The sequence below is a fragment of the Bradyrhizobium sp. STM 3562 genome, from assembly GCF_045571435.1.
Classification (GTDB): domain Bacteria; phylum Pseudomonadota; class Alphaproteobacteria; order Rhizobiales; family Xanthobacteraceae; genus Bradyrhizobium.
The window spans coordinates 668,633-684,315 of sequence record NZ_CP120694.1 but is presented as its reverse complement, the minus strand read 5'-3'; the positions used below and the strand labels follow the sequence as shown (position 1 = coordinate 684,315).

Genomic DNA, 15,683 nt, shown 5'->3' with positions numbered 1-15,683 from the left:
AGCCAGCGAACGGCGCTGACCTTCACGGTGCGGCGAGGCCAACCGCCGATCTGCCGCGACATCACCGCGGCGGATCATTCCAGTACACGAGCATGTGACCAATTTTTTGTACCAAATCGCATATTAATCAGCAAAACGCGATATGCCGGTCGCAAGACTGCGTGGCAACGGAGATAGTAATGGCACGGGCTAGCTTCAACGACGCTGAGAGCAGGCAGACGGAGGCGGTTTTACGCCGCTTCAACCAGGTTTTCATAACTCACGATCCCGCGGCGCTGGCCGAGCTGGTCGCCGACGACTGCATCATCGAAAATACGCAGCCCGCGCCCGACGGCTCGCGGCACGAAGGCAAGGATGCCTGCGTCGACCTCTGGACACGAATTGCGACCACCTCAGGCGTCCATTTCGAACCGGAAAGCATCATCGCCCGCGGCGACCGCGGCGAAATCCGGTGGCGGCTGATCTGGGGGCCGGATCGCCTGGACTCCGTGCGCGGCGTCAACCTGATGCGCGTGCGCGATGGGCGGATCGTGGAAGTCCAAGGCTATATCAAGGGTCCTTGAACGGTCAGACTTGGAGCGGGAATAGAACCGTCAGCTCCGCGCTTAAGTCTTGTTTTCGTCGCTCGCGGGTAAGTTTGCCGCGGAAAGGAATAGCGGGCGTAAGCGATGGACCTGGCAATTGCAAGGCGAACATCGCGCAATTTGCCAGGCTGCTGGGATCCGAGACCGACGAGAAGAAGCGTGGTACCCTAAAGCGCCTGCTGGCAGATGAAGAATTAAAGCTTGCTGCCGCGCTCAAACGTCGAGACGAACGAAAGATCCGCTGACGCAGGATGGGTCCACTCCCGCCAATGCGTCGGGTGAACATCGATCTGTTCGTCGGTCTCCGACTTGATCCAGCCACGAAGAATGCGACGGCACGGAAACACCAGCGCGTGCGGCCCCTCCGCATCAATAACGGCAAGCTCGAGATCCCGAGCGAAGGGAGCGAATGCTATGGGCTGCCAGTTCATGCCCAAATCAGTCGCCGGGCCGGTGGAGCGCATCGGGAAGGGGCTGATCGCCGAAGTCGATAACCGATTTGCGAAGGATGCGGCCCGTCGGATCAGTCGCCAGCCGCGCGCGGCGGTTCCGGTAGAAAAAGGTCAGGCGGAATTCTCCGGCATGCTCATCGACGCCGCGTTCGCAGGCGCTCGTGATTTTGCCTTCGCGCATCAAAGCCGGCACCCGTGGTGCAGGTATGTGCAGAAGCTCGCCGATCAGCACAGCATCGACCAGGAATGTGTTGTCGCCGAACTCTATGGCGCGTTCGGACGATGTTGAAGGTTCGGCGTTTTGGCAGCTCTCGATCATCGCATTTCTCCTTGTCGAGGCATTTCAACAAAGAAACATTTATAATTCATCTTATCGGCAAGAGGTCAACCATGACCATTCCGTTCCGGCTGGAAGGCCGAGCAGAATCGCTACCCCCGCCGGGAGCCCAGCGCGACTATCTGAAGCCGGCCGAGCGAGCCCATTTCGAGTCGCTGATCCGCGAGGATTTTGAGCGCTGTCATCCGGGCGAAACGTTTAGGATATCAAATGCCGGGCGTTGTTTTCGAGGGGAGACAAGGGACTGCTTGGCGATTGGACGGCGGTCGCGGCAAGCCGAGCCGCGGCCGGTTGCGTCAAGACGCCGTCTGCGCTCGGCCGCCTGACCGCGCGTTCCGCCTTGCCGATCACGCCGCAGGCCGCACACCAAAATCCTTCGGCCCCAGCATCAGGTCGGCGAGCGTGTACTTGTCGAGGACTGCATTGAACGCATCGAGGCCCTCGTGCAGGATGCCGCGGAGCCGGCAGCTCCGCGTGATGAGGCATTGATTGCCGCTGGCGAAGCATTCGACCAGAGCGAAATCAGGCTCTGTCGTTCGGACCACGTCGCCAAGCCGGATCTTGCGCGGCGGCTTCGCCAGCGTCAGCCCGCCGGAGCGTCCACGCACCGCTTTCAAAAAGCCTGCCCTGGTCAGGGTGTTTGTGATCTTCATCAGATGCGCGCGCGAGATGTTGTAGACCTCGGACGCCTCTTCGATGGTGATCAGCCGGTCTTCGTGGGCTGCCGCATACATCAGCAGCCGTAGCGCGAAATCGGTAAAGTTCGTCAGTCGCATGAAACATCCCGCCGACGCCATCGATTTAGCGGCGCAACATAAGTGTCCAGAGGGCTAAAGATACGCGTCGCCTGTATGTTTTGCAAGTTCTCCGGGCTTTGCTCTGACCGGATGCTGTGCTGGTTCATTCACAGCCATCCCCCTGCTCGATCGGTTCAGCCTGCATGTCAGGCGATGAAGCAAGGTGTTGAACCGGCGTTCGCTCTTCGCATCGCTTCGCCACGGCACAGCAAGCCGCTTCGCTAGGCGTAGAACATCGCCTTGGCCAGGACCACGATGGCGACGATGCATGTGAAGACGATGAGGTGAATGGCCTTGAAGATCGCCGGATTCTTCCTGTTCAGAGAATGCAGCGTCATGGCGCTGACGAAGCAAGCGAGGACGACGCCGGCGAGTGCAATCTTGAGCATCAGCAGGCGCCCGAATTTGCTTTCCGACATCGTCATATATAAAATATATCTTTTCTTGTGGGACCATCACCGTCGCGGGAGACGGCAGCCCTTTGCGGTCGCGGTGATCAACCCATCCTCTTGTTTTGGTGACCTACGAGCCGGCACCACCGCAGCCGAAGCGCCTCAGCGGCCCTGACCGCGCTACAGTGATGGCGGACGGCGGCAGTCTGTACGGCACGGTCGCGAGCGCGCCAAATCTGGTCGGATACCTTGTGTCGCTACGGGGAGACTGCTTGGCCGCGAAAGTGGCATCCGGAGTGACTGCCTGCATCCAGCGCGCGGAAGTCGAAACCTCGCCCTGCCTTGCACGAACATTGCATGACTGGTCCGCGCAACAGCGGGCAAATCAACCCTGTTAGGCGTAAGCTCCTGATCGAAAGGGAGAGAAAGGCTGGAGCGGGCGAAGGGAATCGAACCCTCGTATGCAGCTTGGGAAGCTGCCGTTCTACCATTGAACTACGCCCGCAAAATCAATCACTTATGTCGACTTCGCGCGTCGATCACAGGCTTTGCGTCGCCACATGAAGGTCTCCAACCTACGTTAACCAGCGGCCGAAATAAAGCCCCGGCGGCATCGCGCGGACGCGCGGTGCATGGCTATCTTCACGTACCGCATGGGATTGTCCGGCGCTGCGGCGGCCGAAAGTACATTGCCCGTTGTTGCCATCAAAGACGAGACGTTGTTGATGCTCTTTGCCGGGTCAATCGGCTTTGCGCTCCGACGGGAGACCAGGATGATATCGAACCGAGACAATTCCGAGCCGTGGACAGGCCGGTCCAGTTCGGACGGCTCCGATCATCATTCCCAAGGCTAGAGCGGGGGAGCCATGTCGGGCCCGGCCTGCTCATTCTGCGGCAAGACGCAAAGCGAAGTGATGCAGCTCGTCGCCTCGCCACCGGTCGCGATCTGCGACGAATGCGCGATGCTGGCAGTTCAGATGATCAGCATCAAACACCCCGACTGGCGCGAACGCCTCATGAGGACATTGGCTTTGCTTCCCAAGCATCCCGGTGAGACCAAGTGATGCGAGTCCCGCCGCGCGAACGGAGCCCGCTCATCGGCGCGACCTGCTGAACGTGCCCCACCGATTGCCCCGTTGCGGCTGCCTCACTAGATTTACGGCATGAGCTCCACCAGGCTGCTCCAGCGCCGGTCGATTACGGTCTCGGATTTCCGCTGCACGGCGGTTCCGGGCGAGAAGCCGTTCGTGGAGCAGCACCGCCGCCATTCGATTTCCTATGTACGCAAGGGCAGCTTCGGCTATTGCAGCCGTGGGCGCGCCCATGAGCTGGTGACGGGAAGCGTACTGGTCGGCTATCCCGACACCGAATTTTTCTGCACCCATGATCATGTCTGCGGCGACGAGTGCCTGTCGTTCTTTCTGGAGCCCGAGCTCGTGGACGCGATCGGGGGCCACGCCGATGCCTGGCAGGTCGGTGCCGCGCCGCCGCTACCCGAGCTGATGGTTCTCGGCGAGTTCGCGCAGGCCGCCGCGGAAGGCAGAAGCGATATCGGTCTCGACGAGGCCGGGCAGATTTTCGCCAGCCGCTTCGTCGAAGTGGTGTCGGGACGCACGCGAAAAGCTGCAAGAATCAGCGCACGGGACCGTCGCCGCGCGGTCGAGACAGCGTTGTGGATCGACGCGAACTCGCATCGGGAGATCGAGCTGGAGAACTCCGCCGCGCAGGCCGGCGTCAGCCCCTTCCATTTCTTAAGGCTCTTCTCGTCCGTGCTCGGCGTTACGCCGCATCAGTACCTGGTGCGCTCACGGCTGCGGCATGCCGCGCGGCTCCTGGCCGATGAAGAGCGGGCTGTCACCGACATCGCCTATGACGTCGGCTTTGCCGACCTCTCCAACTTCGTCCGTACCTTCCATCGCGCCGCCGGCGTCCCGCCGCTCAAGTTCCGACAGGCCTCGCGCGGGATGCGCAAGATTTTCCAAGAACGCCTGCGGCTCGGCTGATTAGGCTCGTCTCCATGCCGCGCGGAGTGCGCGCAACAACAAGCATTGGGAGACAAGCATGTACGACCATATCGGTCTGAAAGTTGGCAATCTCGATGCCAGCGTCCGGTTTTACACCGCGGTGCTGGCGCCGCTCGGCTATATCCTTTGTTCCAAGGACGAGAACGGCGCCGGCTTTGGTCCGAAGGGCGAGCCGGCACTATGGCTCTATCTGCACAGGGGACTGAAGAGCGAAGGTGCCCACATCGCGTTCCGCGCGCCGAGCCACGATGCGATCAAGAAGTTCCACGCCGAGGGTCTGAAAGCGGGCGGCCGGGACAATGGCGCGGCCGGAATCAGGGCCGATTACAGCCCGACCTACTACGCCGCGTTCCTGATCGACCCCGATGGCAACAACGTCGAGGCGGTTTGTACATAGGGCTCTCCGTAGCCCCTGCTACAGGCGAAAATGTTTGGAAAGCTTCAGGCCCTGCGCCTGGTAGTTCGAACCGATGCGCTGACCGTAGAGCGCATCGGGACGCGCCAGCATTTTTTCATAGACCAGTCGGCCGACGATCTGGCCATGCTCGAGGATGAAGGGCACTTCGCGCGAACGCACCTCTAACACCGCGCGGGCGCCCTGCCCGCCGGCGCCGGCATAGCCGAAACCGGGATCGAAGAAGCCGGCATAGTGCACCCGGAACTCGCCGACCAGCGGATCGAACGGCACCATCTCGGCGGCATAGTCCGGCGGCACCTGCACGGCTTCTTTCGAGGCGAGAATATAGAACTCGCCGGGATCGAGAATGAGGCTGCGATCGGAGCGCGCCGGGATCGCTTCCCAGAACTCCTCGACGGGATAGCCGCTGCGGCGATCGACATCGACCACGCCGGTGTGGCGCTTGGCGCGGTAGCCGACGAAGCCGCCCGAATTCTCGCCGGAAAGATCGACCGACAGCGCAACGCCGCCGGAGAGATCGGCGTCATCGATATCGACGAGCCGTTCCTTCGCATGCACCGCGTCGAGCTCGTCCGCATCCAGAATGGCATCACCGGTGCGGAAGCGCACCTGCGACAGCCGCGAGCCCTCGCGCAGCAGCACCGGAAACGTCTTCGGGCTGATCTCGGCATAGAGCGGACCGTGATAGCCGGCGCCGATCATGTCGAAGCGACGCGTGCCGTCGGCGATCACGCGCGTGAAGACGTCGAGCCGCCCGGTGGAGCTTTTCGGGTTGGCAGCCGCGACGATCTCCGGCGGCAGCGCCAGGCTCTCGATCAGCGGCACGATGTAGACGCAGTTCGTCTCCAGCACGGCGCCGTCGGCGAGGCTGAACTCATGCAGCTTCAATTCGTCGATCCGTTCGGCCACCGTGGCGCCGGGACCGGGCAAGAAGCTGGCGCGCACCCGGTAGGCGATGTCGCCGAGCCGCAGATCGAGGCTGGCCGGCTGGATTTGGCTTTCGACAAAAGGATAGGCCGGCAGGATCAGGCCGGAATCCGCCATCGCCGCGATCATGCGGTCGGGCAGGATGCCGTTGGCGTCTCTTGCAAGCGTGAACGACACGTCGGGATTCCCCGCGGTAAGCCTCTTCTCCATAATTCCTCAAAAGCAGGCCTTTTATCGGTTAGCCGAACCCCGCCTTGACGGAAAGGTCGGGTGCGAATAAGAGCATGACTTATCCCGTGGTGATTTGAGCCGGCCGGCTTGCAGCCACGTTAAATAAATCGCTAAACAGGCCGGGGACAGTTGTGATCCCGGCCCTGAGGAGTTTCCCAGGCCGGTTTTTTTATGGCCATTTGAAAGGATGGCCATGTTGGAGGTCACATGTCCAAGTCTACCGCTCCGTCCCACACGGCCCACCTTCGTCCCGAGACCCGCCTGGTCCATTCCGGCACGCTGCGCTCCGAATTCGGGGAGACGTCGGAAGGGCTGTTCCTGACCCAAGGCTATGTCTACGAGACCGCGGAACTGTGCGAGGCGCGGTTCAAGGGCGAGGACCCCGGCTACATCTATTCGCGCTATTCCAACCCGACCATTGCGATGTTCGAGCGTCGGATGATCGAGCTGGAGGGTGCCGAAGCCGGGCGCGCCGCCGCGACCGGCATGGCCGCGGTGACCACCGCCATCCTGGCACCGCTGAAGGCGGGCGACCACGTGGTGGCCTCCAAGCAGGTGTTCGGCTCCTGCCGTTATGTGGTGGAGGATCTGCTGCCGCGCTATGGCATCCAGTCGACGCTGGTCAACGGCCTCGACCTCGACGACTGGCAGCGCGCGGTGCGGCCGAACACCAAGAGCTTCTTCCTGGAGAGCCCGACCAATCCGACGCTCGACGTGCTCGACATTCCCGCGATCGCCGAGATCGCCCACGCCGCCGGCGCCCGGCTGATCGTCGACAATGTGTTCGCGACCCCGATCTGGCAGAGCCCACTCGCGCTCGGGGCCGACGTCGTGGTCTATTCCGCGACCAAGCACATCGACGGCCAGGGCCGCTGCCTCGGCGGCATGATCCTGTCCTCGGAAGCGTTCGTGAACGAGCATCTGCACAATTTCATGCGGCAGACCGGCCCTTCCATCTCGCCGTTCAATGCCTGGGTGCTGCTCAAGGGCCTCGAGACGCTCGCAGTGCGCGTGCGCGCGCAGACGGACAATGCGGCGCGCGTTACCGACACACTTGCCAAGCATCCGAAGATTGCGCGGCTGGTCTATCCCGGGCGCGAGGATCATCCGCAGGCCGCGCTCGTGAAGAAGCAGATGCGCGCAGGCTCGACGCTGGTCGGCTTCGAGGTGAAGGGCGGCAAGGCGGGCGCTTTCCGCTTCCTCAATGGCCTCAAGCTCGCGCGCATCTCCAACAATCTCGGCGATGCCAAGAGCCTGGTCACGCATCCCGCGACCACCACCCATCAGCGGCTTTCACCGGAAGCCCGCGCCGAGCTCGGCATCAGCGAGGGCTTCATCCGCTTCTCGGCGGGGCTCGAGCATCCGGACGATCTGATCGAGGATGTCACCGCTGCGCTGGCGAAGGCGTAAGCCCGCGCCCACACTCTCGTTGTCGTCCCCGCGAAAGCGGGGACTCATAACCCAGGCGGTAGTTGTTGCGATGGCTCGTCGTTCCAATTCGCCCAATAACTGCCGCCTGGGTTATGGGTCCCGGATCTGCACTCGCTTCGCTCGTTTGTCCGGGACGACGGCAGAGGGTTGATCGGCCCGGACAACAGTGACCAACTCAACGCGCAAAGTCACATCGGCCGATAGGTCTGCACCGTCGCGGGCACGTTGACGCCGATCTTGAGCTGGCCGACCGAGTGGATGATGTCGTCGCCGAGCAGTTGCGCGAAGCAGGCATAGCCCCAATCGTTCATGTGCAGGCCGTCGGCGATGACAAAACTGTCGATCGGCAACGCCTGCTGCTCGTGCCACTCCCGCATCACCTCAAAGCGCGGGAAGATGCCGATGTGATGAAGCTGCGCGACCTTGTCGAGCAAGCGGATCATCTTGCTCGCGCTTTCCGGGTGCTCGGTGACGCGCGGTGAGTATTGCAAATCGACCAGCACGACGTCGCTGCCGGCGGCCTGAATTCGCGCAACCCCGTCGTCAACCGTCTTTGCTGTAGCGTCGGGATCGAGATTGCGCAGCACGGCATTGGTGCCGACCTGCCAGATGACGAGATCGGGATGCAGGTCGATCACCGAGCTCTGCAACCGCTTCATCATTTCCGGCGCATCCTCGCCCCCGCGCCCCGCATTGATGACGGTGATATTCGCGGACGGATATTGCCGGCGCAACCGCGCCGCCAAGCGGTTCGGGTAGGTATATTCGGGCGAGCTGCTGCCGTAGCCCTCCGTCGAGGACGAGCCGAAGGCGATAATGACGACGGGCTTACCTGAGGCCAGCTTGGCCGCCACATGCGGCAACGTCCCCATCGGCTTGGCGCCGCCCTTCGGCGGCAGGCAGGGCACGCGGCTGAAGATATCACCGGCCGATTTTGCGACCTGCTTGACCTTGTCGAGCGCTTTCGCGGCAAGGCTCTTGTCGGGGCTCTTGTTCTGCGCAGCCGCGGATTGCTGGGAGGCTTGGCCCTGGTCGCCGGCTGCCGCCGTTGCGGCACTGCCCGTGTCCGCCGGCGCCGGCGTGCCGGGATGGTCAGAAGCCGCCGCCGGTTGCGACGAAGGCGCGGCCTGGACACCCTGAGCACCCGCGGAGATCGGCGCAAACAGCATGAGCGCCGCCGCGAGCGTTGCGATCGACAGCGATGCCGTTACGCAAAAAGGGCAGGAAGAACGCGAACGCAACAAACTCATCAACACGAACGTCCTAATTCTGCTGCGCCGGGCCGAGATGGGCCGCATCGAAAATGAAGTTCGACAGCGCGCGCCCGATACAGTCGTGCACGCGCTTGGCAAGGTCAGTGCCATGCACGGCGCTGTAGAGATCGAAATCGCCCTGCTCGTTCCATTGGCGCATGATCGAGAAGCGGTCAAACAACGGGATATCGTGCTCCTGTGCCACCGCGCGGATATTGTCCAGATAGGGCGAGCCCGAGATCATGGTCTCGGTGCGCGGACTATATTGGAGGTTCATCAGCACCACGTCGGCTCCCGCATTTTGCAGCGCAGTGACGCCGTTGCCGACGGCGGCACGAAAATCGTCGGGATCCGTCGATCGCATAGCATCCACGGTTCCCGTCTGCCAGACCACCAAAGTAGGGCTTTTTGCTTCCAGAAGCTTAACAAAGCTGCCGGCGGCCTCTTCCGCGGTCTGCTTCGGCGCGATCTCTACCGAGACGTTAACGGTTGCGCCCGGAAGCTTGTCCTTCAGCGCAGCCTGCAAGCGTGCCGGGTAGGCCGCATCCTGCGAGCCGGAGATCGTCGAGGAGCGGCTGCCCACGACCAGAATCTCCAGCGGCCGGCTGTTCCTGACTGCGTCCGCCACCTTGGGCAGCGAGCTTTCGGTCGACAGCAGCGAAGCCGGCACCTGGCACGCTTCGGCTTCCTCGGCACGCGCAGCCGGTGCGACCGCGACGCACGCGAACAAAGCCAGTCCCAGGATCAATCCCGATCGCATTAACCCCCTCCCGCCAAATCGGCGTTGCCGCGGGCGCCCTTTTTCGCGCTCTTGTCGGCGGAGTGTTTGTACCATGAAATCAGCCAGGCCACGCACGACATGATGACGATCCCGCAAATGCTGATGAGCGCGTGCAGCGCAGCACCGCCGGCCCCTTCGGCCAGGATGAAGTGTCCAGCGAAAGCGAGGAACACACCGAGACAGAATATCTCCAGGGAATGCTGACCGCACAGGATCATGGGCTTCAGCCAGGGCGATTTCAGCCCCGACCAGTGGCGCGGCAAGAAGCGCACCGTGATCGCGGCCAGCGCCAGAAAATGCGCGAAACGCAGCACGTCGAGATCGGTCTTGTCGATCGGATACATCCATTGCTCGATCCAGCGCGGCAACACATGACCAAGCTGCGGCACGTACCAGGTCAGCGTCACAAAGAAGGCCGCGATCAAATAGACGATGCAAACCCATAGGGTGATGTTCGACGACAGGATCCTCGACATGCGCTGCGCTCCGCCGAGCGCACACCAGGCGCCGAACACGAACAGCAATTGCCAGGCGAGCGGGTTGAACATCCAGACCCCGTTCGGATAGGCCGAGAAGGAAAGGTCATATTCCCAGGTGACGGCGTAGAGCAGCACCGACAGCGCCAGTGTCAGATCGGCCCTCCAGCGCATCAGCACCAGGATCAAGGGCAGCGACAGCATCAGCACGATGTAGAGCGGCAGCACGTCCATGTTGACGGGACGAAAACGCAGCAGCAGCGCCTGGATGATGGTGACATCGGGCTGCTTGAGAAAATCCATGATGCCCATTTCTTCCGAATAGAGCGGGTTCTCGAAGGAGGTTGCGACGTAGGAGATTTCCGCCAGGAAGATGGTGAAGAGGAAGACGTGCGCGACATAGATCTGCCACGCGCGCCGCAGGATGCGGGCGGTGGCGACGATGAAGCCGGACTCCAGCAGCGCGCGGCCATAGACGAAGGCCGCGGTGTAGCCGGAGATGAAAATGAAGATCTCGGTAGCGTCGGAGAAGCCGTAATTGCGGATGGTGAGCCAGGTCAAAAGGCTCGGCGGCAAATGATCGACGAAGATCAGCCACAGCGCGAGTCCGCGAAACAGGTCGAGCCGCAGCTCGCGCTCGCCGACCGCAGGCAGCGCAATCGAGCGCGAGCTCGCAACGGCCGCGGCGTCGCGCGCCGGCGCCTCCGCGGCAGCGGGTACGGGTAGCCCGGTCACTCGGTCGACAACGGATGCCATCAATCACCGTTCAGGCAGGCCGGCGGCAAAGCACGCCGGCGCAATGAAACGAATAATATATCCGGTCGCCCGCAGGCCAAATCGCAGGTCAGATACCGGGGTTCGAGGCCGCCGGACGGCCAGCGCACACCGGATAAATCGGAACTATGGTCAAAGCGCGGTTTGCATTTGAGGATCCTAGCCGTTTTCCGCAAGCTGCACGATTGGTTCCGTGGCGGGTTTTGGCTATGATGAGACCATGTATCGCGCCGTTACCCGCCGAATCGAAGTCACCGTCGAGCCGAACTTCATGCCTGAACGCTCCTCCGTGGAGCAGTCCCGCTATTTCTGGTCCTACACCATCGTGATCACGAATACCGGCGATGAGACGGTGCAGCTCCGCACCCGGCACTGGATCATCACCGACGCCTCCGGAAAGCAACAGGAGGTCCGCGGCGAAGGTGTTGTCGGCGAACAGCCCGTGCTCGCACCCGGCGAGCGCTTCGAATATACCAGCGGCGTCCCGCTCTCCACCGCGTCCGGCTTCATGACCGGCCGCTACCAGATGGTCAGTGAAACCGGCGAGCGCTTCGAAATCGACGTGCCGACCTTCTCGCTCGACAGCCCCGACAGCAGGCGGGTGTTGAACTAGCATCCCTGCACCGGCATCATAACGCATCCGGGCCTCATGGTTCGAGACGGCGCTGCGCGCCTCCTCACCATGAGGGCTAACCGCGCGCCACGCATGAACCTCATCCTGACGAGCCGCCAACCGGTCCGCGTAAGGAGCGGCCCGATGAGGCTCCGCGGCGTCTCGAAGGATGGGCCACGCGAAGACCGCTGCCAAGCAGCCGCGTTCTCGCAGCGAAGTTCGCGCGAGTTTTGCATCATCGAGGCCCCTCCCGAAAATCAGAGGGCGCAGGGAAGGCCGGGTGGCCGCCGCACCCGGGGTCTCCGCGCAAAAAATTGCGCGAAGCGCGCGTTGACCACAGGTACAGGCGGAGACACTCCGGCCTTCCCTGCGCGAGTGGTTTTACGGCTTACTTCGCGCTCTCCCCGGTGAGCCAGACTTTGTTGTCACCGTCATCGGCGCGATGCGAATGCATCCTCGCCAATTTAGCGCCAGCCTTGGGGCGCCAGGACCACACGACTTCGCCGTCCGCTTCACGTGTCGTTCGTCTTCAACACATCAGCGGCCACCGCATCCCGCCTCACGTTTCGTGACGATCGCGATACGCCCTCTTCATCGAGGCGGGACGCGCCAAGAAGTGCAGGTGATTTGCCCGACGGCACAAGCGCACCGGCATGCGACAGATTAACGCGACGGGCAAGCTCGCCTCGTAGGAGCGGTTGAGCGTAGCGAAACCGGTCAAAAGCAGCGCAGCCGCAATGATGGGTTTCACGTCGTTCAAGCGATCTTGCAAACCGGAGGTTCTACACCGCGCCTTCTTCCACGCCGGCTTCGTGCGGCGTGAATTGATAGACCGAGCTGCAGAACTCGCAGGTCACCTCGACCTTGCCGTCCTGCACCATCTCGGCGCGGTCTTTCGCCGCAAAGCTCTTCAGCATCGATGCGACGGCGTCGCGCGAGCAGGAGCATCGCGCCTGCAGCCGCTGTGACGAAAATACCCGTACGCCGCGCTCGTGAAACAGGCGATACAGCAGCCGCTCGCCGGAGAGATCGGGATCGATCAGCTCGACGTCCTCCACCGTCGCCATCAGCGACTGTCCCTCGATCCAGGCATCATCTTCCTTCACTTCGTGCGGGGCGGTGCCTTCGGGCGCATCGCCCGGATGCAAATCGGCCTGGCGCGCACGCTCCGGCGCCTTCGGCAGGAACTGCATCAACAACCCGCCGGCGCGCCAGCGATGCGTGGCGCGCCCATCGCCGCCGCGCCATTCCTCGCCCACCGCGAGCCGCACGCGCGTCGGAATCTGTTCCGAGCGCAGAAAATATTCATGCGCGGCATCTTCCAGGCTGCCGCCATGCAGCGCCACCAGCCCCTGATAGCGGCTCATGTCCGGACCCTGGTCGATGGTCATGGCGAGATGGCCCTTCCCGAGCAGCGCAGCGGAATCCGCTCCCGGCGTGAGCCGGTCGGCATCGAACCGCGCATAGGCGCGCAAACGGTCCGGCGCCTGGAAATCGACCACCATGAAGGAGACCGGCCCGTCGGTCTGGGTCTGCAGGATAAAGCGGCCGTCGAATTTCAGCGATGAACCGAGCAGCGTCGTCAGCACGATCGCCTCGCCCAGCAGCTTGCCGACGGGCGCGGGATAATCGTGCTTGGTCAGGATGTCGTCGAGCGTCGGCCCGAGCCGGCTCAGCCGGCCGCGCAAATCGAGCGCGCCGACCTCAAATGGCAGGATCGCGTCGTCGACTGGAACGGAGGATGGCGCCCGAACGGGGGGCTCGCGAGTGATTTTGCTGTCGGGGGATTGAGAGGTCATGGCGCTCTATCTGGGGTCGGAACGCGCGAAACGAAAGGGGTTGACCTGTGGTCGCGGGCAAGCAGCCGTCCCAAGCAGGGCCGTCGTCCTGGCGAAAGCCAGGACCCATAACCCCAGGCTTTAGTTGCGGCAGAAAGGCGTCTGCCATTCTGCTCTCTCGATAGATCACGCAGTATCGCGACGAGCGCAAGCGCTCGCGCTGGGGGTCCCGGCTTTCGCCGGGACGACAGTGTACTTGCGGCGGGTCTACACCGCGTCGAAGCACCAGGCCAAAATGCCCTTTTGCGCATGCAGGCGGTTTTCGGCCTCGTCGAACACCACGGACTGCGGCCCGTCGATCACCTCGTCGGTGACCTCCTCGCCGCGATGCGCGGGCAGACAGTGCATGAACAGCGCATCGGGTTTGGCGAGCGACATCAGCTTGGCGTTGACCTGATAGGGCTTGAGCAGATTGTGACGATGCTCGCCGTCCTTGTCGCCCATCGACACCCAGGTGTCGGTGACGACACAATCGGCGCCGCGTACGGCCTCTTCCGGATCGTTGCCGAGCACGATCGAGGCGTTGGTCGCCTTGATCCAGTCACGCATCGCCTTCTTCGGCGCGAGCTCCGGCGGGGTGGCGACATTGAGCGTGAACTTGAAGCGTTCCGCCGCATGCGCCCACGAGGCCAGCACGTTGTTGTCGTCGCCGGTCCAGGCGACCGTCTTGCCCTGGATCGGCCCGCGATGTTCCTCGAAGGTCATCAGGTCCGCCATCACCTGGCAGGGATGCGAGCGCCGCGTCAGCCCGTTGATCACGGGGACGGTAGCGTGGGCGGCAAGCTCCAGCAGCGCCTCGTGATTGAGGATGCGGATCATGATGGCATCGACATAGCGCGACAGCACGCGCGCGGTATCGGCGATGGTCTCGCCGCGGCCGAGCTGCATCTCCGCGCCTGTCAGCATGATGGATTCACCACCGAGCTGGCGCATGCCGACGTCGAACGACACCCGCGTGCGCGTCGAGGGCCGCTCGAAAATCATCGCGAGTGTCTTGCCTTCGAGCGGCTTTTGCGGCTTCTCGTGCGCCTTCAGCTTCGTCTTCATCGCGTTGCCGGCGGCCAGCATGCGGCGCAACTCCGCCAGCGGCAGCGCGTTGATATCAAGGAAATGCCGCGGCTTGCTCATTGGCTTACCGCCTGCTTCGACGGACCGCTCGACAGCGCGACGCAGGCGCGCTCGAGCATGTCGACGGATTGTTCGATCTCCGCCTCGGTCACGATCAAGGGCGGCAGGAAGCGGACCACATTGTCGCCGGCGCTGACGGTGAGCAGTTTTTGCGCCCGCAACGCCGTCACCAGATCGGCCGAGGGCACCACCGCCTTCACGCCGACCAGCAGGCCTTCGCCGCGCACTTCCGAGATGATGTTCTTGTGGCGATCCACCACCGAGGCCAGCTTCTGTTTCAAGAGCAACGATATCCTTTGCACGCGCTCGAAGAAGCCCGGCTGCAGCATGACGTCGAGCACCGCGCCGGCCGCGGCGACCGCGAGCGGATTGCCGCCAAAGGTCGAGCCATGCGAGCCTGGCGTCATGCCGGCCGCGGCCTCCGCGGTCGCAAGCACGGCGCCGATCGGAAAACCGCCGCCGAGCGCCTTGGCAAGCGACATCACGTCAGGGATCACGCCGAGGCGCTTGTAGGCGAAGAGCTCGCCGGTGCGGCCCATGCCGGTCTGCACCTCGTCGAATGCGAGCAGCAGGCCGTGCGTGTCGCAGAGTTCGCGCAAGCCCTTGAAGAAAGCATGGGGCGCGGTGCGCACGCCGCCCTCGCCCTGGATGGGCTCGATCAGGATTCCGGCCGTATGCGGCCCGATCGCCTTTTTCACGGCATCGAGGTCGCCATGCGGCACCTGATCAAAACCGTCCATCGGCGGACCGAAGCCGTCGAGATATTTGGCAGAGCCCGTCGCGGCGAGCGTCGCCAGCGTGCGGCCGTGGAATGCACCCTCAAAGGTGACGAGACGATAGCGCTCGGGATGCCCCTTGGCGGCGTGATGCTTGCGCGTGACCTTGATCACGCCTTCCATCGCCTCGGCGCCCGAATTGCAGAAGAAGACATAATCCGCAAAGCTCTGCTCGCAGAGGCGAGCGGCGAGACGCTCGCCGTCCGGGCTCCTGAACAGGTTCGACATGTGCCAGAGTTTCGTCGCCTGCTCTTGCAGCGCCTTGACGAGATGCGGGTGCGCGTGCCCGAGCGCATTCACCGCGACGCCCGAGGTGAAATCGAGATAGCGCTCGCCGTCGGTTGCGATCAGCCATGCGCCCTCGCCTCGCTCGAAGGCGAGATCGACCCTGGCGAAGACGGGAAGCAGATGCGACGCGGCGCTGTTGGTCATGACGATCACTTGGCAGTCA

General features: G+C 63.1%; 17 protein-coding genes, 1 tRNA gene and 1 riboswitch. Of the genes, 6 read left to right on the top strand and 12 right to left on the bottom strand.

The window, feature by feature from the left end:
* The first annotated feature begins 179 nt into the window (after positions 1-179).
* Positions 180-563 carry a nuclear transport factor 2 family protein gene (locus P6U23_RS03145; protein ID WP_407178147.1) on the top strand — a complete coding sequence of 128 codons (384 nt, stop codon included), beginning with the start codon at positions 180-182 and terminating at the stop codon, positions 561-563.
* Between the two features lie 215 nt (positions 564-778).
* On the opposite strand, the gene P6U23_RS03140 is transcribed toward P6U23_RS03145, so the two are convergent.
* The 5 genes from P6U23_RS03140 to P6U23_RS03120 all read right to left on the bottom strand — a co-directional run bounded on the left by P6U23_RS03140 (position 779) and on the right by P6U23_RS03120 (position 3,067).
* The gene (locus tag P6U23_RS03140) at positions 779-1,015 is read right to left on the bottom strand and encodes a hypothetical protein (protein ID WP_407178146.1); all 237 of its coding nucleotides are present in this window, start codon (positions 1,013-1,015) and stop codon (positions 779-781) included.
* 7 nt (positions 1,016-1,022) lie between these two features.
* A complete protein-coding gene (locus P6U23_RS03135; protein WP_407178145.1) occupies positions 1,023-1,355 on the bottom strand; it encodes a DUF6522 family protein in 333 nt (110 codons plus the stop codon).
* Positions 1,356-1,720: 365 nt separating this feature from the next.
* A complete protein-coding gene (locus tag P6U23_RS03130; RefSeq protein WP_407178144.1) occupies positions 1,721-2,149 on the bottom strand; it encodes an Rrf2 family transcriptional regulator in 429 nt (142 codons plus the stop codon).
* Positions 2,150-2,391: 242 nt separating this feature from the next.
* The gene (locus tag P6U23_RS03125; protein WP_407178143.1) at positions 2,392-2,595 is read right to left on the bottom strand and encodes a hypothetical protein; all 204 of its coding nucleotides are present in this window, start codon (positions 2,593-2,595) and stop codon (positions 2,392-2,394) included.
* A 398-nt stretch (positions 2,596-2,993) separates the two neighbouring features.
* Positions 2,994-3,067 (bottom strand) — tRNA-Gly (locus P6U23_RS03120).
* Between the two features lie 409 nt (positions 3,068-3,476).
* On the opposite strand from P6U23_RS03120, the gene P6U23_RS03115 reads away from it, so the two are divergent.
* From P6U23_RS03115 to P6U23_RS03105, 3 genes are all read left to right on the top strand, one after another.
* Complete coding sequence (locus P6U23_RS03115) at positions 3,477-3,626, top strand: hypothetical protein (protein WP_407178142.1); 150 nt, start codon at positions 3,477-3,479, stop codon at positions 3,624-3,626.
* A 99-nt stretch (positions 3,627-3,725) separates the two neighbouring features.
* Complete coding sequence (locus P6U23_RS03110; protein WP_407178141.1) at positions 3,726-4,565, top strand: helix-turn-helix transcriptional regulator; 840 nt, start codon at positions 3,726-3,728, stop codon at positions 4,563-4,565.
* A gap of 58 nt (positions 4,566-4,623) precedes the next feature.
* Positions 4,624-4,983: a VOC family protein gene (locus tag P6U23_RS03105; protein ID WP_407178140.1), complete on the top strand. Its 360-nt coding sequence runs from the start codon at positions 4,624-4,626 to the stop codon at positions 4,981-4,983.
* A gap of 18 nt (positions 4,984-5,001) precedes the next feature.
* On the opposite strand, the gene P6U23_RS03100 is transcribed toward P6U23_RS03105, so the two are convergent.
* Entirely contained in the window at positions 5,002-6,108 is a 1,107-nt protein-coding gene (locus P6U23_RS03100; protein ID WP_407181766.1) for a 2'-deoxycytidine 5'-triphosphate deaminase, read from the bottom strand.
* Between the two features lie 109 nt (positions 6,109-6,217).
* A riboswitch (SAM riboswitch) is annotated at positions 6,218-6,297 on the top strand.
* 72 nt (positions 6,298-6,369) lie between these two features.
* Here P6U23_RS03100 and P6U23_RS03095 point away from each other — a divergent pair.
* Positions 6,370-7,572: an O-succinylhomoserine sulfhydrylase gene (locus P6U23_RS03095; RefSeq protein WP_407178139.1), complete on the top strand. Its 1,203-nt coding sequence runs from the start codon at positions 6,370-6,372 to the stop codon at positions 7,570-7,572.
* A gap of 209 nt (positions 7,573-7,781) precedes the next feature.
* On the opposite strand, the gene P6U23_RS03090 is transcribed toward P6U23_RS03095, so the two are convergent.
* The 3 genes from P6U23_RS03090 to P6U23_RS03080 are packed head-to-tail and all read right to left on the bottom strand — an operon-like array spanning position 7,782 to position 10,859.
* Positions 7,782-8,843: an SGNH/GDSL hydrolase family protein gene (locus P6U23_RS03090; RefSeq protein WP_407178138.1), complete on the bottom strand. Its 1,062-nt coding sequence runs from the start codon at positions 8,841-8,843 to the stop codon at positions 7,782-7,784.
* Positions 8,844-8,856: 13 nt separating this feature from the next.
* Positions 8,857-9,606, bottom strand: a complete 750-nt coding sequence (locus P6U23_RS03085) for an SGNH/GDSL hydrolase family protein (protein ID WP_407178137.1) — start codon at positions 9,604-9,606, stop codon at positions 8,857-8,859.
* Positions 9,606-10,859 carry an OpgC domain-containing protein gene (locus P6U23_RS03080; RefSeq protein ID WP_407178136.1) on the bottom strand — a complete coding sequence of 418 codons (1,254 nt, stop codon included), beginning with the start codon at positions 10,857-10,859 and terminating at the stop codon, positions 9,606-9,608. Before P6U23_RS03080 ends, P6U23_RS03085 begins: the two co-directional genes overlap by 1 nt.
* 238 nt (positions 10,860-11,097) lie before the next feature.
* On the opposite strand from P6U23_RS03080, the gene apaG reads away from it, so the two are divergent.
* Entirely contained in the window at positions 11,098-11,490 is a 393-nt protein-coding gene (apaG, locus tag P6U23_RS03075; protein ID WP_024510159.1) for a Co2+/Mg2+ efflux protein ApaG, read from the top strand.
* Positions 11,491-12,272: 782 nt separating this feature from the next.
* Here the strand turns inward: apaG and P6U23_RS03070 are convergent.
* The 3 genes from P6U23_RS03070 to P6U23_RS03060 form a co-directional block, all read right to left on the bottom strand.
* Positions 12,273-13,289 (bottom strand): Hsp33 family molecular chaperone, encoded by a 1,017-nt coding sequence (locus P6U23_RS03070; protein ID WP_407178135.1) that lies wholly within the window; start codon positions 13,287-13,289, stop codon positions 12,273-12,275.
* 246 nt (positions 13,290-13,535) lie between these two features.
* Entirely contained in the window at positions 13,536-14,456 is a 921-nt protein-coding gene (gene argF / locus P6U23_RS03065) for an ornithine carbamoyltransferase (RefSeq protein WP_407178134.1), read from the bottom strand.
* Complete coding sequence (locus tag P6U23_RS03060; protein WP_407178133.1) at positions 14,453-15,664, bottom strand: aspartate aminotransferase family protein; 1,212 nt, start codon at positions 15,662-15,664, stop codon at positions 14,453-14,455. Before P6U23_RS03060 ends, argF begins: the two co-directional genes overlap by 4 nt.
* Positions 15,665-15,683: the final 19 nt, after the last annotated feature.